21 protein-coding genes are annotated in these 22,135 nt (G+C 38.5%); 9 read left to right on the plus strand and 12 right to left on the minus strand.

Annotated elements, in window-relative coordinates; genetic code table 11:
* On the minus strand, positions 1–387 hold the full coding sequence (locus tag RCC89_02590; GenBank protein ID WMJ72064.1) for a lipocalin family protein: 387 nt from the start codon (positions 385–387) through the stop codon (positions 1–3).
* Between the two features lie 104 nt (positions 388–491).
* Here RCC89_02590 and crtD point away from each other — a divergent pair, with 104 nt between their 5' ends.
* Positions 492–1,958: a 1-hydroxycarotenoid 3,4-desaturase CrtD gene (crtD, locus tag RCC89_02595; GenBank protein ID WMJ72065.1), complete on the plus strand. Its 1,467-nt coding sequence runs from the start codon at positions 492–494 to the stop codon at positions 1,956–1,958.
* A complete protein-coding gene (locus RCC89_02600; GenBank protein ID WMJ72066.1) occupies positions 1,951–2,559 on the plus strand; it encodes a lysophospholipid acyltransferase family protein in 609 nt (202 codons plus the stop codon). Before crtD ends, RCC89_02600 begins: the two co-directional genes overlap by 8 nt.
* Before the next feature lie 6 nt (positions 2,560–2,565).
* Here the strand turns inward: RCC89_02600 and mutS are convergent, their stop codons facing one another.
* The 3 genes from mutS to RCC89_02615 form a co-directional block, all read right to left on the minus strand.
* Entirely contained in the window at positions 2,566–5,157 is a 2,592-nt protein-coding gene (mutS, locus tag RCC89_02605) for a DNA mismatch repair protein MutS (GenBank protein ID WMJ72067.1), read from the minus strand.
* Between the two features lie 195 nt (positions 5,158–5,352).
* Positions 5,353–6,189 carry a formyltetrahydrofolate deformylase gene (gene purU / locus RCC89_02610; protein WMJ72068.1) on the minus strand — a complete coding sequence of 279 codons (837 nt, stop codon included), beginning with the start codon at positions 6,187–6,189 and terminating at the stop codon, positions 5,353–5,355.
* A gap of 123 nt (positions 6,190–6,312) precedes the next feature.
* Positions 6,313–7,134, minus strand: coding sequence for an ion transporter (locus RCC89_02615; protein WMJ72069.1), 822 nt, complete (start codon positions 7,132–7,134; stop codon positions 6,313–6,315).
* 273 nt (positions 7,135–7,407) lie between these two features.
* Here RCC89_02615 and RCC89_02620 point away from each other — a divergent pair, with 273 nt between their 5' ends.
* The 3 genes from RCC89_02620 (at position 7,408) to RCC89_02630 (ending at position 10,411) form a co-directional block, all read left to right on the plus strand.
* Positions 7,408–8,319 carry an arginine deiminase family protein gene (locus tag RCC89_02620; GenBank protein ID WMJ72070.1) on the plus strand — a complete coding sequence of 304 codons (912 nt, stop codon included), beginning with the start codon at positions 7,408–7,410 and terminating at the stop codon, positions 8,317–8,319.
* Positions 8,320–8,326: 7 nt separating this feature from the next.
* Entirely contained in the window at positions 8,327–9,598 is a 1,272-nt protein-coding gene (locus RCC89_02625; protein WMJ72071.1) for an arginine deiminase family protein, read from the plus strand.
* A gap of 105 nt (positions 9,599–9,703) precedes the next feature.
* Positions 9,704–10,411: a hypothetical protein gene (locus tag RCC89_02630; GenBank protein ID WMJ72072.1), complete on the plus strand. Its 708-nt coding sequence runs from the start codon at positions 9,704–9,706 to the stop codon at positions 10,409–10,411.
* A 102-nt stretch (positions 10,412–10,513) separates the two neighbouring features.
* Here RCC89_02630 and RCC89_02635 read toward each other — a convergent pair whose 3' ends face one another.
* On the minus strand, positions 10,514–10,738 hold the full coding sequence (locus RCC89_02635; protein ID WMJ72073.1) for an HVA1 family protein: 225 nt from the start codon (positions 10,736–10,738) through the stop codon (positions 10,514–10,516).
* Between the two features lie 106 nt (positions 10,739–10,844).
* Between RCC89_02635 and RCC89_02640 the strand changes: the two genes are divergently transcribed.
* On the plus strand, positions 10,845–11,432 hold the full coding sequence (locus RCC89_02640) for a hypothetical protein (protein ID WMJ72074.1): 588 nt from the start codon (positions 10,845–10,847) through the stop codon (positions 11,430–11,432).
* A gap of 427 nt (positions 11,433–11,859) precedes the next feature.
* Here RCC89_02640 and RCC89_02645 read toward each other — a convergent pair whose 3' ends face one another.
* From RCC89_02645 to RCC89_02675, 7 genes are all read right to left on the minus strand, one after another.
* Complete coding sequence (locus tag RCC89_02645; protein ID WMJ72075.1) at positions 11,860–13,200, minus strand: FAD-dependent monooxygenase; 1,341 nt, start codon at positions 13,198–13,200, stop codon at positions 11,860–11,862.
* Positions 13,190–14,458 carry a kynureninase gene (kynU, locus tag RCC89_02650; protein ID WMJ72076.1) on the minus strand — a complete coding sequence of 423 codons (1,269 nt, stop codon included), beginning with the start codon at positions 14,456–14,458 and terminating at the stop codon, positions 13,190–13,192. Before kynU ends, RCC89_02645 begins: the two co-directional genes overlap by 11 nt.
* Positions 14,459–14,461: 3 nt before the next feature.
* Complete coding sequence (locus RCC89_02655) at positions 14,462–14,989, minus strand: 3-hydroxyanthranilate 3,4-dioxygenase (GenBank protein WMJ72077.1); 528 nt, start codon at positions 14,987–14,989, stop codon at positions 14,462–14,464.
* 337 nt (positions 14,990–15,326) lie between these two features.
* Complete coding sequence (locus RCC89_02660; GenBank protein ID WMJ72078.1) at positions 15,327–16,919, minus strand: sensor histidine kinase; 1,593 nt, start codon at positions 16,917–16,919, stop codon at positions 15,327–15,329.
* A 203-nt stretch (positions 16,920–17,122) separates the two neighbouring features.
* Positions 17,123–17,995 (minus strand): MerR family transcriptional regulator, encoded by an 873-nt coding sequence (locus RCC89_02665; GenBank protein ID WMJ72079.1) that lies wholly within the window; start codon positions 17,993–17,995, stop codon positions 17,123–17,125.
* Between the two features lie 52 nt (positions 17,996–18,047).
* Positions 18,048–18,680 (minus strand): carotenoid biosynthesis protein, encoded by a 633-nt coding sequence (locus tag RCC89_02670; GenBank protein WMJ72080.1) that lies wholly within the window; start codon positions 18,678–18,680, stop codon positions 18,048–18,050.
* Positions 18,647–19,744, minus strand: a complete 1,098-nt coding sequence (locus RCC89_02675; GenBank protein ID WMJ72081.1) for a glycosyltransferase family 2 protein — start codon at positions 19,742–19,744, stop codon at positions 18,647–18,649. The genes RCC89_02670 and RCC89_02675 overlap by 34 nt, the downstream gene beginning before the upstream one ends.
* 92 nt (positions 19,745–19,836) lie before the next feature.
* Here RCC89_02675 and RCC89_02680 point away from each other — a divergent pair, with 92 nt between their 5' ends.
* From RCC89_02680 to RCC89_02690, 3 genes are all read left to right on the plus strand, one after another.
* Complete coding sequence (locus RCC89_02680; GenBank protein ID WMJ72082.1) at positions 19,837–20,139, plus strand: DUF4286 family protein; 303 nt, start codon at positions 19,837–19,839, stop codon at positions 20,137–20,139.
* Between the two features lie 26 nt (positions 20,140–20,165).
* Positions 20,166–21,356 (plus strand): class I SAM-dependent rRNA methyltransferase, encoded by a 1,191-nt coding sequence (locus RCC89_02685; protein ID WMJ72083.1) that lies wholly within the window; start codon positions 20,166–20,168, stop codon positions 21,354–21,356.
* Positions 21,357–21,805: 449 nt separating this feature from the next.
* Complete coding sequence (locus RCC89_02690; protein ID WMJ72084.1) at positions 21,806–22,012, plus strand: hypothetical protein; 207 nt, start codon at positions 21,806–21,808, stop codon at positions 22,010–22,012.
* Positions 22,013–22,135: the final 123 nt, after the last annotated feature.

A 22,135-nucleotide genomic window follows, 5' to 3' on the forward strand; every position in this document is an offset into this window, starting at 1 on the left:
TTATTCTGCCGGAACTAAGGTTTCTGAATACTCCATAGTAAACTCCTCCCAGTCCATCTTAATTTTATTGTCTGAAAACTCACTTAGCGTTACTTTTAGTACTTTGCTTTCTTCGTCTTCTTCGTCAAACTCCAGGGTAAGCAAAGACTTTTCTTCATCAATAGACCAAGTCCCTGCTTGGGTTTTGCCCTCAGCGGACTTTTCAAATGTTCCATCTTCATTGAACCTATACCAGGCAGAGTTAAAATCTCCTATAAGCTTATTGCCAGCAAATTCAGACTCGGTAACTTTCCATTTGCCTGTAATCGTTTCACTTTTATTTTTGGTGCATGACGATAAACTGAGCGAAAAAACTAGAACGGCTAAAATCAACAGCGTATTTTTCATGGCAAAATTAGGATTATTTTCATTTTAAAAATAAATATAATTATTAACTAAAACTAACAGGGGTACTTATATATTATATTCCTGTCAATTTCATTTGCTTTTATATGTTACGAAATAAAGTTGCTGTAGTTGGTGCTGGTATAGGAGGAATTGCTTGTGCTATACGATTGGCGTCAAATTATGAGGTTACTGTGTATGAAGCATCTCATGCACCTGGCGGAAAGCTAGCTGAAATTAAGAACGGAGACTATCGTTTTGATGCAGGGCCTTCTTTGTTTACCATGCCTGAGCTGGTAGAAGAGTTGTTTTTGCTGCACTCAAAGAAGGCTTCTGACTATTTTAAGTATGAAAGGCTTGAGACTTTATGCAAGTATTTTTATGAAGATGGTACTGTTTTAAATGCTTATGCAGATCCAGCCGCTTTTGCTAAGGAAGTGAACGCATTATTTAATGAAAACGCTGAATCTATTATAAAATACTTAAAAAGCTGTCATGAAAAATACCGCCTTACAGCAGATCTTTTTTTGTTCAATAGTCTGTCGCTGAAAAGTTTTGCCACATCAAAAGCCTTTGAGGGATTAAAGTCTATTCATAAACTGGATATTTTTAGCACCTTGCACCAATTAAATCAAGCTCGGTTTAACGACCCAAGGTTGGTGCAGCTCTTTGACCGCTATGCCACATATAATGGATCTAACCCTTATGCTACACCTGGTATCATGAGCATCATTCCACACCTTGAGTATAATATGGGTGCATATATACCAGACGGTGGCATGTATGCAATTGTTAAAAGTCTGGTGAAGCTAGCAGAAGAGCTAGGTGTTAGGTTTGAATATGGGAGGCCAGTACAGAAAATTGTAGTCCATAATAAAGTAGCAACGGGTCTGCAAGTGGGCGGGAAGGTTTATTTATATGACAAGGTTATCAGTAATGCGGATATCCACCATACCTATCAAGTACTGTTGAAAGGCCAAAAATGGCCACACCGTATTCTTAAACAACCTAAATCGAGCTCAGCTATGGTATTTTACTGGAATATGAAAGGTTGTTTCCCAGAGCTTAAGTTGCACAATATTTTTTTTAGTAAAGACTATAAAGCTGAATTTGAGGAGATCTTTAGCAACAACACCATATCCTCTGACCCTACCATTTATGTAAACATATCCTCTAAGCATTGTGCTGAGGATGCCCCTGAAAACTGTGAGAACTGGTTTGTTATGATTAATGTCCCTTACAATCAAGGGCAAGATTGGGCAAAGTTAAGAAAACAAGCAAGAGCGAATATAATCCAAAAATTAAATCGTTTGCTAGAAAATAATATTGAAGACTATATAGATGGAGAAGCTTACTTAGACCCTGTTTTGATTGAAGAACGCACTGCTTCTTATGGTGGTGCTTTGTATGGCAATAGCTCTAATAATAAGTTTGCCGCATTTTTACGTCATGCTAACTATTCCTCCGATATTAAAAACCTATACTTTTGTGGTGGGAGTGTCCATCCTGGGGGAGGGATCCCTCTTTGTTTATTGTCTGCAAAAATAGTTTCTGAATTGATAACCTATGATTAAAGCAAAACAAAACCCTTTGGCTGTTGCCTTTTTTAAGAAATACTTTGCTTGGCAAATTAAAAAGCATTTTTCATGTGTTAAAATTTTAGGGAACATCAATATAGACAGCAATAAGCCTATTTTGCTTCTAGGCAATCATTACTCTTGGTGGGATGGTCCTCTGATGTTTTACCTCAATAATAAGGTGTTTAAGAAGAGGTTTTATGTAATGATGCTTGAAGAAACACTTTCAAAGAACAAAATACTCTCACAGGCCGGTGCTTTTTCTATAAAGCGTCAAAGCCGGGGTGTGGTAGAGTCATTGCAATATGCCGCAGGCTTACTTAAAAATTCTAAAAACTTACTTTGTCTTTACCCACAAGGGGAGTTCGAAAGTCAGTATAAAGATAATTTAAAATTTCATACGGGTTTTACTAAAGTAGTCAATGCTGACACAGAGATTATTTTTGCAACTGTACTGACAGAGTATTATTCTCGCAAGAAGCCTCAGGCGTACATTTACTTAAAGAAACATCAGGGCGAATACACTCCTGAAGATTTGGAGAAAGCGTTTCAGGAGCACCATTTAGCAAGTAAAAATGCTGAACGGCCTCCTTTTTAAAAGCTTTTATAAGTTCTCCTTTTCCTTTTCTGCTGAAAGTATTTTTATTTGGTTCAGCTTAAGCAGAGCCTCAACAGGTGAAATAGTGTTAATGTCAATCCCCTCCAAGAGTTTACATATTTTTTCGTAGTTCGGGTCAGCAGCCCCAAAAATGCTCAACTGGAAATTGTTTTTGGGCAACTCTTTGATTTTCTGTTTTTCTTTATCTTTAACTTTGTCTTTTTCAAGGTGGTGCAGGATTTCGCTAGCCCTGAAAACAACTGGGTTTGGCATTCCTGCCAATTGTGCTACATGAATACCAAAGCTATGCTCACTGCCTCCCTCTTTGAGCTTACGCATGAAAATGATTTTGTTTCCAGCTTCTTTAACAGAAACATTAAAGTTTTTTATCCTTGGGAAGTCATCTGCCAATTGGTTCAGCTCATGGTAATGTGTAGCAAAAAGTGTTTTTGCTTTTGCCTTTTTGTGGTTGTGTAGGTATTCGACAATAGACCAAGCTATAGAAATGCCGTCATAAGTGCTTGTTCCTCTTCCGATTTCATCCATCAAGACTAAGCTGCGCTCACTAAGGTTGTTTAAGATGCTGGCTGTTTCGTTCATCTCTACCATAAAAGTAGATTCGCCTCTAGAAAGGTTGTCTGATGCACCTACACGGGTAAATATTTTGTCTACCAAGCCAATTTCTACTGATTTTGCAGGTACAAAAGATCCTGTCTGTGCCATTAGCACAATTAGGGCTGTTTGGCGGAGCAAGGCTGATTTACCAGCCATGTTCGGACCTGTAATGATAATTATTTGTTGAGATTCATCGTCAAGGTAAATATCATTGGGTATATATGGCTCTCCTGGTGGTAGTTGTTTTTCTATAACCGGATGGCGGCCTGCTGATATGTCTAATGCCTTCCCATTATTTATTACCGGCCTTATATAATTATTGTTGATGGCAGACTGTGCAAATGACATGAGGCAGTCAAGTGTGGCAAGAACCCGTGCGTTTTGCTGTACCGGAACAACATACTCTTCTGCACACATAACGAGTTCCTGAAAAAGGCGCTGCTCAATTATGTTGATCTTGTCCTCAGCGTTAAGGATTTTCTCCTCATAGGTTTTGAGTTCTTCCGTAATATAGCGTTCGGCATTTACTAAAGTCTGTTTCCGGATCCACTCTTCTGGTACTTTGTCCTTATGCGCATTGGTTACTTCCAGATAATAGCCAAAAACCTTATTGTAAGCTATCTTTAGTGATGTGATACCTGTACGCTCTACTTCACGTTGCTGGATTTGCAATAAGAAATCCTTTCCAGAGTAGGCTATTTTTCGCAATTCGTCAAGTTCACTATCAACACCTTCATTGATGAGGTTTCCCTGATTGGTGAGCAGGGGAACCTCAGTCTTAAGTTCTTTGGTGATTTTTTCAACTAAAAACTCGCAGTTGTTGATTTGATCAGCCAGCTTTTTTAAGGGGGCTAGTCCACTTTCTTGAAGTTTTTGTTTAATAGGAACTGTAAATTCGAGTGCTTTGCGGAGCTGGTTTAGTTCACGAGGGTTAACGCGTCTTACCGCTACTTTGGAAATTAGCCTTTCCAAGTCTCCTATTTGCTTTAAGTTTTGTACAAGGTCTGTGAGTAAACCTTTGTCGTCTACTAATGCCTGAACGACATCGTGCCGTTCTTTGATTGGGGCTTCTTCCTTTAGCGGCAAAAGGAGCCACTTGCGCAGCATTCTGCCGCCCATAGGGGTAAGGGTGGCGTCAACCACATCTAATAGAGGTACTCCGCCTTGGTGTTGAGGAAAAACAAGCTCCAGGTTTCTTATCGTAAACTTGTCCAGCCACACATACTTTTCTTCTGCTATTCTTGAGATGCTTTGTATGTGCTTTATTTCTTTATGCTCCGTTTCATTGAGGTAGTGAAATATTACTCCTGCAGACACAATGCCTTCAGGAAGGTTTTCTATGCCAAAGCCTTTTAAGCCTGTAGTGCCAAAATGGGATGTCAATGTCTCAAACGCAAAATCATAACTGAACACCCAGTCATCTAAGGCGTAGGTATTATATTTATCATCAAACGTGTCTAAATAAGCTTGTTTCTTTGTTTTGCAGTAAAGGATTTCAGAAGGGTTAAAACTCTGGATAAGCTTTTCTACATAATCCTTATCGCCTTGAGAAGTCAGGAACTCTCCTGTAGAGATATCCAGAAATGACACCCCTAAACTGTCTTTTGAAAAATGTACTGCTGCTAAATAATTGTTTTGTTTTACCTCCAGTACGTTGTCGTTATATGATACTCCCGGTGTTACCAGTTCTGTTACGCCCCTTTTAACAATTCCTTTTACAGACTTCGGGTCTTCTAGCTGGTCGCAAATGGCAACCCTCTGCCCTGCTCGTACCAGTTTTGGAAGATATGAATCAAGGGAGTGGTGAGGAAATCCAGCCAAGGCAATTTCAGAAGCTGTTCCGTTGCCTCTTTTGGTCAGGGTAATATTGAGGATCCGGCTGGCATTGATAGCGTCTTCCCCAAATGTTTCATAAAAGTCTCCAACACGAAACAGCAACAGTGCACCAGGGTATTTTTTCTTAATTGCATTGTACTGCTTCATCAAAGGGGTTTCTGAATGCGCCAAGGTAGTATGAAGTTAAATGTTAGGAATTATCAATATAAAGATAAAATTTTTTTGAAATAAAGGAAAGTACACACGGTAAGCTGTGGATAAGAAAGAAGCCTTCAAATGCTCGTAAAAGGTAATAAATATTATATGATGGCTTTGGCTGTTAATAGGCTATCGTGGTCATTTCTAGTCAAAAATAATGGTTCTGTTTCCATACACAATTACTTTTTCTTCCAGTACCAGTTTCAGGGATTTTGCAAGTACAATTTTTTCTATATCACGGCCTGCTTGTGCCATTTCGGCGGCGCTTTGGGAGTGGGCAACTGGCATAACATTCTGTGCGATAATTGGCCCCTCGTCAAGGTCTTCTGTTACAAAGTGCGCAGTAGCACCAATGATTTTTACACCACGCTCATAGGCTTGGGCATAGGGGCTGGCGCCTACAAAAGCTGGAAGGAAAGAGTGGTGGATATTAACAATCCTGTTTTTATAGCTTCCCATAAAAGCGGGTGTCAATATACGCATGTATTTTGCCAGAACCAGAAAATCTGGATTGTAGCTATCTATGACTTTCATGGCTTCTTCTTCATGCTCCTCTCTGCTTAAACCAACATGAGAAACATGGTGATAAGGTACGTTGAACTTGCCTGCTAGGTCACGCAGGTTTTCATAGTTGCTAATAACAGCCAACACTTCTGCATTTAATTCATTATAATAATGCCTGATAAGCAGATCGCCCAAACAATGATGTTCTTTTGTTGCCAATAGTAGGACTTTCTTTTTCGATTTTGGCGTAAGCTTTATGTTGGCATTTGCAGGCAATACTTTATGAAGTTCATTTGTAACTTTGTCATAGTCAATACTTCCCGACACCTCACTTCTCATGAAGAAGTGGTTTACTTTCTTTTCTACAAATTCACCATTTGATAAAATATTCAAGCCGTTGTTAAAAAGAACTCCGGTTACTTTAAATATGATCCCTTTTTCATCTGGGCAATCTATAAGAAGTACGTGTGTATTCATTGCTGTTTTAATGCACTAATAAATTATATGCAAGATAGTAATTACTGCATTATATAAGCGTATAGCAATAGAGATATTCTTTTCTGAGAGAATTTAGCAGCTATAGGTCGCTTATGGGTGCTTTTAAAGCTTCTCGCCACATTTTTTGCAAAAATTGGCGTCAGGGTCATGCTCTACATGTGTACATTTGATACAGGCCTTAGGTTGTTTCCATTTAGGTCTAGATGCTTGGGTGAGTTCAACCGAAACAATTCCGGTAGGTACTGCAATAAGACCATAACCTAGAATCATGATTAAGTTCGCCAAGAACCTTCCTGCGAAAGTCAACGGTACTAAGTCTCCATAGCCGACAGTAGTCAAAGTTACTATGGCCCAGTATAGGCTAACAGGTATGCTTGTAAAGCCATTTTCAGGGCCTTCTATAACATAAATAGTGGACGCTACTATAACGAGGACGGTTACAACAGCAAAAAGGAATACGGCAATTTTGTTGACACTGGCAATCAACGCAAGCCTAATCACTTCTGCTTCTGCCAAAAACTGTATAAGTTTAAGCACCCTAAAAACCCGTAAAAGCCTTAATATTCTGATTACGATCAATGGCTGTGCGGCAGGTATAAATACACTCAGATAAGTAGGAATAATGGCTAATAAGTCTATGATCCCGTAAAAGCTAAATATATAGCGTAAGCGATTTTTGACGCAGAAGATCCGCATTAAGTATTCGATGGTGAAAATTCCTGTAAGGGAGTACTCCACAAGAAGAAATTCGTCTCCATAATCTTTGCGGAATTCTTGAATACTTTCCATCATTACTGCAAGCACACTGAATATTATTACCCAAAGGAGGGCTATGTCAAAAGCCTTGCCCGCTTTGGTGTCAGACTCAAAAATGATGATGTAGAGTTTTTCCTTAAGCTTTTGTGCTCCTGCTTCAGGTGTCATTCCGTTAGGTTAAAATGGTTGTATAACTAAGAGTATAAACCTGTTCTAGTGGCTTATTGTAAACCTGAAGTATGGAACTTGGTGCGTTCAGAATTAGTGCCAATCTTTGGCATATAAAATAAGACGCAGTGCATACTTCGGGTTAATGAGGTTAAACCCTTATTATTAACCTAGAGCAAGCTGTCTTGTTTGTAAGCAGGTAAACTCATTTCAATTTTTTTACGTTGAATCAATAGCATGTTGATCCACAAGATGTAAAAAAGGTTTTATTAGATGAGCAAGGTATACAACATTCATAATCTTGATTTTAGTATAGATCAAGTTTCAAACCGTCCTGAGCCGGCAAGGGTTTTGATGACCACGCCTGAGTTTTTTGACATCGTAGATGTCAAAAACCCGCACATGGAGGGGCAAAGTGGGAAACTTGATAAAGAGCTGGCCATTAAGCAATGGCATCAAATTAAAATGGCGTATAAAGAATTGGTGCATAGGCAAGTTTTAGACGCATACCTAGAAATTCAGGGGGTAGAAGGTTGCGAAGACATGGTATTTGCTGCTAACCAAACTTTTCCATGGATTACCAAAACTGGCGAGAAGGTGGTTATTATGAGTAAAATGCGCCACCCTTCACGGCAAAAAGAGGTTCAATACTTTGAGAAATACTTTCAGGGACACGACTATAAGGTTATACACCTGAAGAAAACCAACATGTTTGAAGGGATGGGAGACGCTATCCCGCACTATGGAAAAAACTTAATCTATGGCGGCTATGGCCACCGTACAGACCCTGTTGCTTATGAAGAAATCTCTGAGCTTTTGGATGTGCCTATAGTTTTGCTTGAATTAGTCAATGATAAGTTTTATCACCTGGACACTTGCTTTATCCCTTTGGATGAAAATACCGTAATATTGTGTAAAGAAGCCTTTACCGAAGAAGGGCTAGCTGTAATTAATAAACTGTTTAGTGAAGTTGTTGAGGTGCCTGTAGAAGAGGCTGAGAAATTCTTTTCACTCAATGCGCATATTATCAATTTGGACGGAGCAAAAACAGCCATTCTTCACAAAGGAAGCACGGTTACAAAAAATGCATTGCAAAAGAAAGGGTTTGAAATCAAAGAAGTAGACACTTCGGAGTTTATCAAATCTGGTGGAAGTGTATTTTGTATGAAAATGATGGTTTATTAAAACTTTTATGGAAACAGACAGGCAATTAAATATTATTAATAGCAGTATAAACGTACCTTCTGAAACAGGTACATTAAAAAAGCTTTTGATTCATCGGCCAGACGCAGGTATCGAAAAAGTGACTCCCTCTAGGGCGCAGGAGTTATTGTATGACGATATTGTATACCTGGCAAGGATGAAGGAAGAGCATGATCTCTTTGCGGAAGCTATTTCTTGGTTCATTGGCAAAGAGAATCTGTTGTATTTTTCAGATCTTTTGACAGATGTAGTTGCCGTTCCTTCTGTTAGGCAGGAATTGTTAGAAGCAGTAGTCAGTTTTGAATCGCTTAAGAAAGAAAACTTGAAACAACTTCTTGACCTTTCCGCTAGCGAACTTAGCCATTTTCTAATATCTGGAACGATTCCTGGTTCTAGGATTCAACTTATAAATCCATTGCCTAACCTTATTTTTTGTAGGGACATAGGAACAGTGGTTAATAACCATCTTGTATTGACTAAAGCTGCAAGAAATGCTCGGCTAAGAGAGTCTTTGCTTTCTCATTTCGTATTTTCCTACCATCCTGAGTTTACGGAGCTGTCAGATAACAACCGTATTATCAGTTTCCTTAATCCAGATAAAGGGACACAAAATAACTTTTGTATAGAGGGTGGAGATTTAATGATGTTTGGTAAAAACCATCTTTTGGCTGGTTGTAGCGAAAGAACTAACAGAGATGCACTTGAGAAGATGGCAGATGCTTTATTTAAACAAGGCGTAGTCGATTATATATCTATTATTGATATGCCCAAGCAACGGGCTTGTATGCACCTTGATACGATATTTTCCAGAATTAGCCAAGAAGTGTGTGTTGGTTATATGCCTTTGGTGGAGCAAGTTGGTAAAATGGAGATCTCCCATTATCAAAGAGGTAGCAGTCAAGTGAAAAGCTATCCTTCTTTAAAAAATATTGTAGAGGATTTGTATCCTAATACTACCATAGTGCCATGCGGACAAGGTATCAAACCTTATGACGAGCGGGAACAGTGGACGGATGGTTGTAACCTTTTTGCTGTAAAAGAAGGAGTGGCTTTTACTTATGAAAGAAACCATATGACCAATGAAGGCTTGAAAAAGCATGGTTTTGATATTGTCCCTGTCGAAAAGCTGATCAAGGACTTCAAAAAAAATAAATTGAAGCCTGAAGATGTCACCAATACCATTATAACCATTCCTGCTAGTGAACTTTCCCGTGCAAGAGGGGGGACACATTGTCTTACTATGCCGCTGTTAAGGATTTAAATATTAGTTGTTTAAATCCTTATTGTGATTTTTTAAGAAACTGATAAAATCACTAATCATTTTCAGTAGCTGTTCGTTATAACTATATAGAATGGAATGTGGGATATGACGACGAGGATAGGATTTATAGTTGTAATGGTATTGACAAGTAGTGGTTTGGTAGCGCAAAGCATCAACCACGAACCGATGTTTGGAGGCAAACCTAAACCTCTTTCTCAGAGGAAAGCAGACGAAGCTTTTATTCAGAAGATGGACAGTCTTGAAGGAGGCAGAAAGCAAGCAGCAAAGTATTTTGTTGAAAAAGGGTGGTTTTATTACCATAGAGATATTTTAGATACAGCCATGTTTCGTTTTAATCAAGCCTGGTTACTTGATCCTGATAACCCAGATATATATTGGGGCTTTGGTTCTTTGATGGGAAAAAGGTCTGATCCTGAAACGGCAAAAGAGCTGTTTAGTAAAGGCTTAAAGAAAGATACCAGCCATATTCCTTTGCAAATGTATCTGGCTACCGCTTATATGGACTATGCCATGCAGCAGCATGTTTCCGAAAATCATAAAGAGAGGATGCTGCACATTTCTGAAAGGTTGTTAAAGGAGGTGGTTAAAAAAGACCCGAAGAATGCAGAAGGGTACTACCGTCTGGCGGTTAACGCCTTTTTGAGAAATAAACATGGAGAAGCGTGGAAAGCTGTTTATAAAAGCCGAAAACTTGGTGGCGATATTAAGCCGGACTTTTTAATAGATTTATCTGCAAAGCATAAAGACCCACGAGGCGAATTTGCTGATGATGATTATGTTTGGGGCTATTGACTAGTTAATTTTAAGGTGGTGCAGGCAAAAGTTCGGTTAATCCTGAATTAAGTATAAAAGTTCTATTGCACATTTTAGGTCAAAGTAAAAAGAGGCGGAATGTTAAAATTCCGCCTTTACTCTTTCTACTTCACAAAGTAACTTTAGCTCCTCTTCTCCACTCTCTGCTTTGACCAGCAAGACTCGGTTTTCCTTACTACCATGCCGGGTAACCATAACCCCCTTTATAGGTAGGGTAACTGTTCCCGTAAAAGATTTCTCGACTTTCCCGTTCTGGTAGGTCGATCCCTTTTTCCATCTGACTGTAGTTCCTTTTCTGATGGCCATCCAGTTACATTTTTTTATCCTAACAGTTTTTGTTAAAATTGGTTACATAACTGTCAATTTTTGTCAAAAAAGAAACTTTAGTCTATCTGCTAATGTATAATTACAAATGAAAATTCTCTTATATACGGTACTGTGTTTAGCATCTACCTCATTTCTAACATCTTGCTCTGGAAACGGTGAAGGCAAGGCAATGCATCATGATATAGATTCTGTCATGGTAGAACCGGAATATGTGCCTGCCACACGTTCATGGCCTACTGATCTTCCCTCACATAAGTTTGAGATTACTTCTGTAGGCATGGGAGATTTTTTGCTGTATGATTATCCTGACAGCACTGTGTTTGTTGGCATGAACATTAAACCAATAACCATTCAAAGGAGCGGGCTAAAATGGGACGGCCTTGTTGTTAACAAAGGAAATGGACAATGGTTGCGGGCAGAGAGCTTTCAATCTACCGGGCACCTTACTAGGATTTTCACCAATAGTCCTTCCTATGCAACACGCTCTGGTATTTATGCTGGCGCTAAAGCCAGTGTGCTTGTTGGTAAACCTACTGAAATTATCAAATACAATGGAAGTCAATGGCTTTCTGTACTGGATGAAGGTATTATAGTCCGCCTTGATAAAAATATAGCCCAACCTGACTCTACTTCCAAAATTATTGAAATCGGCGTTATTTGCGGGGACTGCTGACAAAGGTTTTAGACGTTAGGTTACGAATAAAAAGATAGGATTACCCATTTAAGTCTCTAGGAAGTAATAGGTTTTTTTTGTACGATAAAATGCTTTAAACTGCTTTTATTAAATAGCGATATGTGCGATTGTTAGAAAATAAAGCGGCCATTGATGAAATTGCGTTAAGAACTTTATAAGCATGGAGCGGCCAAAAAATTTGCTGTTTGAGCCCGACGCAAGGAGGGTGAGTTTCATCCCGATAGCTATCGGGATAGCGTAATGGTTATAAAGTTTAGCAAATTTCATCACAGGCCTTGACTTTTTTGCTTACTTTTTTTGTCTAAGAAAAAAAGTAAGGCCCTGCCGGCGAGGCAAAAAGTAACTAAGCGAGCCTATGTAAGCTAATAACACATAAGATATCTAAATGGGTAACCCTATAAAAAAATTAACCTATCTCATTCTTGACTATTTCCAGAATCTTTGCTTTCATATCTGCTTGCTGCCAGTTGGTTTTTATACCTTCAAGAGCAAGGACTTTTTCCATGATGCAGTCCTGCTTCTTTCCATTTTTTAATGCTTCCGAATAAGGCATATCACTAAATGTAACCATAGTATATAGCGGCAGGTATTTTTCTCCAAGTGCTTCGTGCAGCCACGCTTCAATCTTTTTTCTTAAGATAAAGGCTTCATCTTTTACTAAATCACGCATTTCTATAAAATTGTGTAAAGCTAGGTCGGCAATAGCGTCTGCATCTTTTTTACGAGTTTCCTGAAAGGCTTCTACAGTCTTTTGTAAATTTTCTCCATCACCAAGCATAGCGTTTAAAATAAAACAGTCTTCGAAACATGCGTTCATGCCCTGGCCGTAAAACGGGACTACAGCATGTGCGGCGTCTCCGATCAGACAGATGTTTTCATGTGCCCATGGGTAGCTTCGGACTTCTGTGAGCGCTGAAACAGGGTATTCAAAAAAGGCATGGGGGAGATCAGGAATTAGTTTTTGCGCATCAGGGAAGTGCGTGCGGAAAAAATTTGCTACAGAGTCAGGGAACTGAAGCCCTGAGAAAGAGTTTTTGCCTTCAAATGGTAAAAAAAGTGTGCATGTAAATGTTTTGTCTGCGTTTGGCAGGGCAATGAGCATAAACTGCTCCCTGGGCCAGATATGGAGCGCATTTGGTTCCATGGCAAAATTACCGTCCAAGGGGGGCATTCTAAGTTCTTTATATCTATGGCTTAGTGTGTTTAGTTTTTGCTCGCAACGATTCTCTGCTACTAACTCATGTCTGATTTTTGAAAACGCTCCATCTGCGGCAAATAAAAAGTCATAGGCAATAACCTCTGTATTTATTCCTTTTACTAAATCCAGTTGCCTTTTTGTAACATCAATGCCTTCTACGGCTTGCTCAAATCGGAATTTTACCCCTTCTTTTTCCGCAATATCTGTAAGTGTGCGATTTAGTCCACCTCTGGAAACTGAATATATTTGTTGACCTTCCTTGCCATAAGGTGCAAAAGAAGCGCACCCTTTCTCGTCGTGAATCATGCGGCCATTCATGGGCACTGCTTCTTGAAGAACAGTATCTTTAATACCTATCAGTGAGAGCGCCCTCAGTCCCCTGTTGCTTAAAGCTAAGTTAATAGACCGCCCCTCATAAGCAGCACCTTTTCTCGGGTCTGGACGCTTATCTATTACTTCGACCGGATACCCTTTTTGGGCAAGGAGTACTGCCAGCAAGGGGCCTGTGAGTCCTGCCCCAGCGATCAGCACCTTTTCTTTATTTTTCATAGGTACAATGTTTCTTTAAAAACTGAGCAACAGCATAGACTTCTGTATAACTATTGTAGAGCGGCACAGGAGCTAACCTAATGATATCTGGCCTGCGCAAATCACACATAATGCCAGCCCTGTTCATGTGTTCAAACAGAGCTTCTGCCCCCCCTGATATTTTTAGCGAAAGCTGACAGCCTCTCGATTTTGGCGGTGTGAGTATTTCTATGCCAAACTGGGCATCAGGGTTATGTAAATTTTTGATAAGGAACTCCAGATAAGCAGTTAGAGAATGGCTTTTTTCAATAATTCTGTCCATCCCTGCCTCTTGAAAAAGCTGTAAGGACGCTCTTTGTACAGCCATAGATAATATAGGTGCATTAGATAATTGCCATGCATCGGCACCAGGGGCTTGTATGAACTGGTCATGCATTTGAAAACGGTCTTCCTCCCTATGTCCCCACCATCCACGGAAAGCAGGTTTAAGCTTACCGTTTAAGTGGCGGTTGTGAATGAATACACCTGCTGTTCCTCCAGGGCCGGAGTTTAGGTATTTATAACTGCACCATGCCGCAAAGTCTACCTGCCATGTATGTAGGTCAAGCTTTATATTTCCTATAGCGTGTGCTAAATCGAAGCCAGCTAAAGCTCCCGCTTCATGGGCTGCTTTCGTAATCTTTTGCATGTCAAGCACCTGACCGCTTTGATAATTGACTCCCCCAAAAAATACCAGGGCCAGCTCGTTTTTATGATGATCTATAGCATCGAGAATGTCTTTTTCTGAAATGAGAAAGCCGTCTTGCGGTTGTATTGTTACGAGTCCATTCTCAATATCTACTTCATGAAATTCTAACTGCGACTGTAGGGCATACAAGTCCGATGAAAAAGCGTTGGCTTCGGTAATAATTTTGAACCGTTGCTTGTTGGGCCTGTAAAATGAACTTAGAAGAAGATGCAGGTTAACTGTCAGTCCATTCATTGCCACTACTTCTTGGGTGTCTGCTCCACATAAATTGGCAAGGGCCGGAGAAAGCAGCTTGTGATACGTAAGCCAAGGGTTAGATGCGTGTAAGTGCCCTTCAACTCCTAGGTTTTTCCAATCGTCCATTTCTGTTTGCAAGAACTCTTCAGCCATTATAGGTTGCAGGCCAAGGGAGTTTCCACAGAAATAGATGCATGGTCGGTCATCAAGATAAGGGATGTGAAATTTTTCTCTGAAATGCTTCAGCTCATCGGCATCATCAAGTGACCTTGCATATTCCAGGTTGTCTTGCATAGTTTATTTTGCTTTTGCAGGAGGCTCCATTACTGTTCCACAATTTTTACAGGTTCTTAAGTCTTCAGAAGTGTAAAACTTCTCCATTACGACCGGAAGCTGCTTGACAATATCGGTCATTTCAAAGTATTCTTCATAAAGCTTATTTCCACAGTTTTCACAAAACCATAAGAAACCATCTTTTTCTCCTGGGTTTCTGTATTTTTCTATTACAAGTCCTACTGTGTTGGCAGGCCTTTGTGGACAGTGTGGAACCTTTCCAGGAAGTAAAAATATTTCCCCTTTTTTAATTGGAATGTCTACTGGTTTGTCATCTTCTATAATTCTTAAGTTTATATCACCTTCTAATTGGTAAAAAAATTCCTCCCCTTCATTATAATGAAAATCTTTTCTCGTGTTGGGGCCACCGACCACCATGACAATGAAATCATCATTTCCTTTATAAACCTGTTGATTCCCGACCGGTGGCTTGAGGAGATGGCGGTTATCGTCTATCCATTTTTTAAAATTAAAAGGTCTTTGAATGCCCATAGTAGTATTATCTTATTTGTAGAAGTTAACTTTTGTTACAGTCGAGCAGCTTTTTAAAAATTTAGTAAAGCTATCCTAAGCACTCGCATGAAAAGAATATTTTCTTTAGTGGCAAATTAAAGAAAATATTTGCTTTGAATAACCAATGGCGTGAACAACTTGTTTTAATTTCAGGTAAGCGATAAGTATGGCCTTCTGAAAAAGCAACTATTGGGTCAAAATTTCATGACTTGCTTTACAAGAGAAAATTACCTATCGTTTATATCTTGGAAAAATTCATGATTGGATTAATATAACAACGCTCGCTTGTTTTAAATACCTCCTATTTAGATCTGGTTTAATTTGGGAGCTTTACTGTGAACGTTGAGCCTTGGGACGGCACACTTTGCAAGTAGACTGACCCTTTAAGTTTTTCTACTGAAGTTTTGACTATATAAAGTCCAAGACCTGTACCTGAAGACTGTTCATTGGCCTTAAAAAACATCTCAAAAACCTGTTGTTGCATTTCTTGCTCAATGCCCCTTCCGTTGTCTTCAAAAACAATTTCTGTTTCATTTTGAGATTCATTTATGGTCACAGACAAGAATGCATCTTCCTTTTTAGGATCTTGATATTTTATAGCATTTTCCGTCAGGTTCTGAAGTATTGAGTATAAAAGTTTTTTATCGGTATTAACTTCAACAGACCTATTAAAATTTAGGGTAATGGTAATGTTTGTATACTCAGGCAAGTGTTCAAGGCTTTCCAGTATTTCAGTAAATATATCATATACCTTTACTTTCTTTCTTTCAATAGAGGTTTCTTTAACTCTTGCTAGTTGAATTAGGTCCTTTAGGGTATTATCTAAGCGCCGGGTGCTTTTCTTTATATGCTCTAGGTAAAGGCGGGCTTGTGGGTCTTGAATATCTTTTAACCCTATATCGGTAAGGCCTATTATTGAGCGTAAAGGACCTTTCATGTCGTGAGATGCTTTATAGACAAAAACATCCAATTGCTTATTTTTGTCTTCCAGCTCTTTGGTGCGCTCTTGCACCATTTTTTCTAGCTGCGTATTCGTTTGATCTTTGAGGGTTTCGTTTTCTTTTAGCTGTTTTATTGTTTCTTTTCTGGCGGCCTCTCTTTCTGCTATTATGTATTTTATTTTATCAGCAAATGCATAGGAAACGAGTATTAGATTTAGAAGTACAGCTATATGGAAACTGTATTCTGGAAGAAGTTTAATAGGGGGCAGTTCCAATGCATAAAGGGTATTAACTGTAAACCCGAGGAAAAAAATGCTAAAGGCTAACACATAAAATCTTGCAGGAATGTACCCTTTGACCCATGCGAGAAACCCGATGCCATACAAAGCCAAGTAGAATGCCAGGTCTGTGGTTTGTTGGTTTAACGAGGGAAACAGGGTTAGTCCTAGAAGAAAAGCGATTGTTCTTGCGGCAATTAGGCCTAGTAGTAATTTTTCTATTACAGGAAATCGAACAGTCCCAAGGAATTTTCTGGCAAGCAAAAACCCTGAAACAGTCATCAGAAACAGGCTTGAGGCTACAATAGTTTTATTGTAGGGTTCTGGCCATAGAAGCTGAGAACCTAACCTGTCTTGGGTCAGCGCAAACGATCCTATGAACATAATGTGACAAATATAGAGCAGGTATACGCTGTTTCTTATTGATAGGAAGATTAGTATGTTGTAAACGGAAAAGGCTATGATGACTCCATAAAATAGGGCATAGAAAACACCTCTGCTTCCTGCTTGGGCGGAGGCAGATTGACTGGTAGGCTGAGTTTTACACCCTATATTTTCAATTTCACCATTGTTGCTGTTGGTGGAATTGAAAACGTTAGCATTTTGTCCAATAGCACTGGTTGATGCAAAGGATTGTAGTGAAAAACTGCCCGCCAGAAGACTAATAATATAAATTAAAAAAATCTTCAAAATTGCTCTATACTTCTCTTACATTACAAAGACATAACAATAAAGTATGCACCTTTTGTAAGTAAAACGGTAAATCCCAAAAAAAACTAAACTAGTCTGGCGGTATATTCAATTAACAAAATATCAAATAAATATATTATAAAACAAATATTTTCTTGCACTTTAGTGCGCAGCTGGCTTAAATGGTGAACTACGTGAATAAATTATTTTTTTAGGTGGTTAATTAAATCATTAGGAGTGGTCATGGATAGGGTATTGGGCGGTAGTTGTATTTGTTGTTGTAGAAGTTGTTGTCCTGCCAGAATAATGGTGCTGCTAGAAAACTTAGCAGATAAGTTATTAATATAGCTTTGGAGTTCTTCCATTGTTGGGTGGCTTGTAATGACTGTGAAAAGGTAAGATGGCTGGTGCATGGCCCAGGCTGTTTCCAAATCTTGAAGCGGTAAACTTTGGCCTAGGTAGATGACTTTTTTCTTTCTGCTTTTTAATATGTAATAAGAAAATAGCAAACTTATTTCATGTAGTTCTCCTTCGGGTAAGAATAGCATATATTTTTCCCCTTGGGAGTCTAATAGCAAACCGTCAATGGCAACAATGATTTTTTGCCTGATTAAATTTGAAATAAAGTGTTCATGAGAAGTATTTATGGTTCCGGCCTGCCACAAAAATCCGATTTTCTCCAAAAAGGGATAGATTATGTTTAACATGGTTTGTTCAAAACCGAAGTGGATGATGCTTGTTGACAAGGTTTTTTCAAACTGCTCCTCATTTATTTCCAACATAGCCATGGTCAATGCGTGGATCTGGTTAGGGTAATGGGAGTTTTTTTGTGAAAGCAGGTAAACCTCTTCACCAATTCGTTTAGTTCCCATTTTTATGATCCGGGAAATTTTGTATCCCTTTTCTTTAAGGAGGGCTACATTCAATACAAGCCGTAAATCTGCATCATTATAGTATCTGATATTAGTGTCAGTGCGCTGCGGGCTTAGAAGGTTATACCTTTGTTCCCAAATTCTAATTGTGTGTGCTTTAATCCCAGATAGCTGCTCAAGATCCTTAATGGAATATCTTCCCACGGTTAACTATATTTTGTACTTTAAACAAATCCTTATTACGGAAAGTTTTTCTTTATGATAATATGTAGAGAAATATGAAAAATATCAATTGATATATATAAATAGCAGTAGCTATTTTATTTTTTAATTGTAGTCCAGAAATTTTAAACGCAGCTAAAAATATAAGGGATATTACAAACCATGCTAAATAATTTCTTTTTGGAACTGTGTCGCCGGCCCACTCCCAAAAGTCATAATTCATAGCCACAGGCTCAATAAATACATCTAGTAATATCATAAATAGCGACCCTATAATAACAACTAAGGTTTTGTTTTTTGCAAAGCTTTCTGCCACAGACCCTGTCGCCCAAATTAGCATGAGCCAATTAACGCTTAGTATGACAGGGACATCAAATAATTTCCATCCCAAAGTTTCTCCGTATGCATAATTTCCAAATATCACTCCAGTGTGTACCCCGGCAACTTCTATAATGTACCCAGCAAGTGCTACAAATAGTGAAATACTGGCAAAAAGCCTGTTTTTTGGGTAGAAATAAAAAATAGCACCCCAAGAAAAGAGTAAATTAAACGGGGTTAAGATGGCAAATAAAGGTCGGCTAGCGGGAAAATACAAGCCAATAACGCCAGTGAAATACATGGATGCCAGGAGAACTAGCAGCCAGGGTTGATTTTTCTTCCTTTCCATATATTGGTTTGTCTATATGCATCAATAAGTGCCTTTATTGACAGATGTGTAAAGGCTAGCATTTGGAATGGGTGCAGTATAAGGCTTTTAAATATTGGCTGGTTTGATAAGGCACTAATCATTGTTTTCATTATGGCAATTAGTAAAAAGCCTACTATTGTGTACAGAGGAGGCAAAAATATCATTATAGGAACCCAGAATAAAATAGTGACGAAAATATACAGAATCAGCGAAAACTGATTTCCGAAACCTGCTATAATGTTTTTGCTAAAGCCCTCTAATGCTTCAGCATAGGAGCTGTACATTCTGCAAATAATTTTTTCCCCAGCTAATTTGGTATCTGCCAGTAATCCTGCTTCTTTTACTTTGCGCATTATCATAATGTCTTCGGCCACACAGTCCTTTACTTTGCTATGCCATTGGTGCTGGTTGTAATCTGAAGCATTGAAAAACATGCATTGGCCGCTGGCTGCTGCTAGTGCCGGGTTTTCAAACTTCTTGACAAACCGCATTGGAAGTAGAGTGATCAGGACGTAATGCATATTTGGTACCAGTAAATTCTCGCCCAAAGTTTTCATTTTTTGATCGTTAAAAACAGAAAGTAACGACAGTTTGTGCTCTATTAAATAATTTAAAGAAGATAGTATAAAGTCTGGCTGTACAATAACATCTGCATCTAGGAACATTAAATAGGTGCCTTTTGCCTCTTTTGCCAATTGGTGGCAGGCATAGTTTTTCCCAAGCCAGTCACTGGGAAGGGGTTGGCCATTAATTAATTTTATTCTATGGTCAGATCGCTGAAAATCTTTTACTACTGCTGCTGTTGCATCATCAGAGTTATCGTCTAAAACTATTATTTCAATATTTTTATAATTTTGACGTGAAAGGCTTTTCAAAAGTGACGGTAATCGTTCAGCTTCATTTCTGGCAGGAACTAGTACTGATACCAGTACAGACTGACTGTTCTCGTTATGAGGTATAGTAGGGTCATCTAAATAGTTTACAAAAACTACTAGTAGCCGAATGAATAAAAAGGAAATTGTTGTTAAGAAAAGAATCAGCATAAAAAAACACCCTGCTTTTTAAGGATGCCGTTGTATGTTAGACAATTTTTAACCTAATATTGTTTTTACAAACCTATAAATAATATATAAAAATGATTCTTTACAATGTAACTATAAGTGTAGATCATGAAGTGCATGCTGAACTAATTGAATATGTGCAAAAAAAACATGTGCCTCAGGTTATGGCATCAGGACTTGTGATAGAGAACAAAGTCTTACGGCTTCTTTCTGCTCCCAATGCGGATCAAGGGGTTACCTATTCAGTGCAATATTTTGTAAAGAATATGTCCGACTATGAAAAACTTGACTACTACGAGAGCGATGTTTATAAAACATTTCCTGAAAAGTTCCGAAATAAATTTTTCGAGTTTAGAACGGTTATGGAAGTTCTTTAAGTAATAGGCCCCCAGATTGATTTATTATGGAATACAAAAGCATCAGATTAAAAAAAGGGAGAGAGAAGTCGGTACTTAATCGGCATCCTTGGATTTTTTCCGGAGCATTGGATGGCAAGAGCACTGCCGAAGAGGGAGATATTGTAAGGGTAACTGATTGGCAAGGCAAAAATTTAGCGTATGGATTTTATTCAGCTAAAAGCCAAATTAGCTGCCGAGTGTTTGAACTGTATAGGGAAAGCGAAAGTGTTGATTTTGAAACGCCTGAATATTGGTTTAACAAAATAAGCAAGGCGCTGGCCTTACGAAAAGCATTATTAGACCCTGACTTAACTACAACATATAGGCTTTTGCATGCCGAAGGCGACTTTTTCCCAGGAATAATTGCAGATGTATATGGAAATGTAGTTGTGCTTCAGGTTCTGATTAAGGCGGTAGAGAGTCGTATGCATTTAATTCAAGAAGCATTTATCAAATGTGGTTTTGAGAATATTTATTTAAAAACGAAATCCAGCTCCAGAGCAATAGAAGGAATTGAAAGCAGTGCCGGCTGGCTTTGTGGAGCCTCTGAAACTACAGTGCAAGTTAAAGAAAATGGTTTGCTTTTTAATGTAGATTTTGAAACAGGTCAAAAGACAGGATTTTTTATAGATCAGCGGGATAACCGAGAAATGTTGAGACGCTATTCTAAAGACAAAACTGTGTTAAATGCTTTTAGCTATAGTGGCGGTTTTAGTGTGTATGCGTTAGCGGGAGGGGCCAAGCGGGTTTATTCACTTGATATATCCGCCGCGGCAACTGGATTGGCCAATGATAATGTTGAGATTAACCAGCTTACACTTAATAACCATAAGGCCATCACAGAAGATTGTTTTCAATATTTATCAAATATGCCTTCCGATTATTACGACCTCATTGTGCTGGATCCGCCTGCGTTTGCCAAAAGCGCCAGAGCTGTTGCTAATGCATCTAGGGGGTACAAGCAGATCAATATGAAGGCTTTTAAAAAAATCAAACCAGGTGGGGTTGTGTTTACTTTCTCATGTTCTCAAAATATAGATCCCAACTTGTTTCGAAAGATCGTGTTTGGGGCAGCCGCCGAAGCTCATAGAAATGTTAGAATAATAGAGCAGCTTCATCAACCAGCAGACCACCCTGTGAGTATCTTTCACCCAGAAGGGGAATACCTTAAAGGGCTAGTTTTGTATGTGGAATAAAGTACGTTGAAAAATGTCTGCTGCTGCTCCTGTCAAAAAATGACAGGAGAACAGGCAGACAAAGCAGAGTGACCTCCCGACCATAATAGTCTTCAGAAAGACAATGATCGAAATTGTATGTAAGAAACAAAGAAAAAATAAAAAAACAATGGCTTGCTCTGTATTTTTATCGACGTTTAGATTTTACTACTACCTAAAATCGCCTTCTTTTAAAGAAAATGCCTGTTTTTTATGAAAAAAATATTTAAAAGTAAAATGTATGTTTAAACATGTATTTATTGAAGTTTTTGATGTTGATAAATACTAAATAAGGAAAGAGCTCATAAAGCATATTCATTAATCTTAATTAATATCTGTTTTATAGCCGTGCTTATTTGTTTGAATTTTATGTATCTATTTTTTGTTTTAAGGGTGTATGCCGGATAATAATGTAAAAGAGGAGGATGTTTATGATTAACCCTGATGAAAAAGTAGAAAAAGATAAAAAGAAAAGAGAAGGGCTTTATCAGAGTTCTCAGCACCCAGAACATTTCAAGAATGAAGGGGCGGAACACTTAGACCTGCACCAGAAAGAGAATAACGATATTAGTAAAAATGCAGATTACGATAAAGCGCACGGAATTAATGCCAATAAAGATAAAAGCAGAAAGAAGTAAAATTGGCAGATAAATATAGCTAAAAGAACAGTCCGGTGACTGTTCTTTTGCTTTTATAATAAAGTCTATGCGGGGTTCCCATATACTATATATGTTATACGGCTATCTGTTTATTCTGGTAGG

The sequence above is a fragment of the Cytophagaceae bacterium ABcell3 genome (assembly GCA_030913385.1).
GTDB lineage: Bacteria > Bacteroidota > Bacteroidia > Cytophagales > Cytophagaceae > ABcell3.

Bases quoted from the DNA above. Each gene is read 5' to 3' on its own strand.
- RCC89_02630 (WMJ72072.1), top strand. From the start codon at position 9,704: ATGACGACGAGGATAGGATTTATAGTTGTAATGGTATTGACAAGTAGT.
- RCC89_02640 (WMJ72074.1), top strand. From the start codon at position 10,845: ATGAAAATTCTCTTATATACGGTACTGTGTTTAGCATCTACCTCATTT.
- RCC89_02685 (WMJ72083.1), top strand. From the start codon at position 20,166: ATGGAATACAAAAGCATCAGATTAAAAAAAGGGAGAGAGAAGTCGGTA.
- RCC89_02680 (WMJ72082.1), top strand. From the start codon at position 19,837: ATGATTCTTTACAATGTAACTATAAGTGTAGATCATGAAGTGCATGCT.
- RCC89_02620 (WMJ72070.1), top strand. From the start codon at position 7,408: ATGAGCAAGGTATACAACATTCATAATCTTGATTTTAGTATAGATCAA.
- RCC89_02635 (WMJ72073.1), bottom strand. From the start codon at position 10,738: ATGGCCATCAGAAAAGGAACTACAGTCAGATGGAAAAAGGGATCGACC.
- kynU (WMJ72076.1), bottom strand. From the start codon at position 14,458: ATGCAAGACAACCTGGAATATGCAAGGTCACTTGATGATGCCGATGAG.
- RCC89_02615 (WMJ72069.1), bottom strand. From the start codon at position 7,134: ATGACACCTGAAGCAGGAGCACAAAAGCTTAAGGAAAAACTCTACATC.
- RCC89_02600 (WMJ72066.1), top strand. From the start codon at position 1,951: ATGATTAAAGCAAAACAAAACCCTTTGGCTGTTGCCTTTTTTAAGAAA.
- RCC89_02590 (WMJ72064.1), bottom strand. From the start codon at position 387: ATGAAAAATACGCTGTTGATTTTAGCCGTTCTAGTTTTTTCGCTCAGT.
- RCC89_02655 (WMJ72077.1), bottom strand. From the start codon at position 14,989: ATGGGCATTCAAAGACCTTTTAATTTTAAAAAATGGATAGACGATAAC.
- RCC89_02675 (WMJ72081.1), bottom strand. From the start codon at position 19,744: ATGCTGATTCTTTTCTTAACAACAATTTCCTTTTTATTCATTCGGCTA.
- RCC89_02645 (WMJ72075.1), bottom strand. From the start codon at position 13,200: ATGAAAAATAAAGAAAAGGTGCTGATCGCTGGGGCAGGACTCACAGGC.
- mutS (WMJ72067.1), bottom strand. From the start codon at position 5,157: ATGAAGCAGTACAATGCAATTAAGAAAAAATACCCTGGTGCACTGTTG.
- RCC89_02625 (WMJ72071.1), top strand. From the start codon at position 8,327: ATGGAAACAGACAGGCAATTAAATATTATTAATAGCAGTATAAACGTA.
- RCC89_02690 (WMJ72084.1), top strand. From the start codon at position 21,806: ATGATTAACCCTGATGAAAAAGTAGAAAAAGATAAAAAGAAAAGAGAA.
- crtD (WMJ72065.1), top strand. From the start codon at position 492: ATGTTACGAAATAAAGTTGCTGTAGTTGGTGCTGGTATAGGAGGAATT.
- RCC89_02670 (WMJ72080.1), bottom strand. From the start codon at position 18,680: ATGGAAAGGAAGAAAAATCAACCCTGGCTGCTAGTTCTCCTGGCATCC.
- purU (WMJ72068.1), bottom strand. From the start codon at position 6,189: ATGAATACACACGTACTTCTTATAGATTGCCCAGATGAAAAAGGGATC.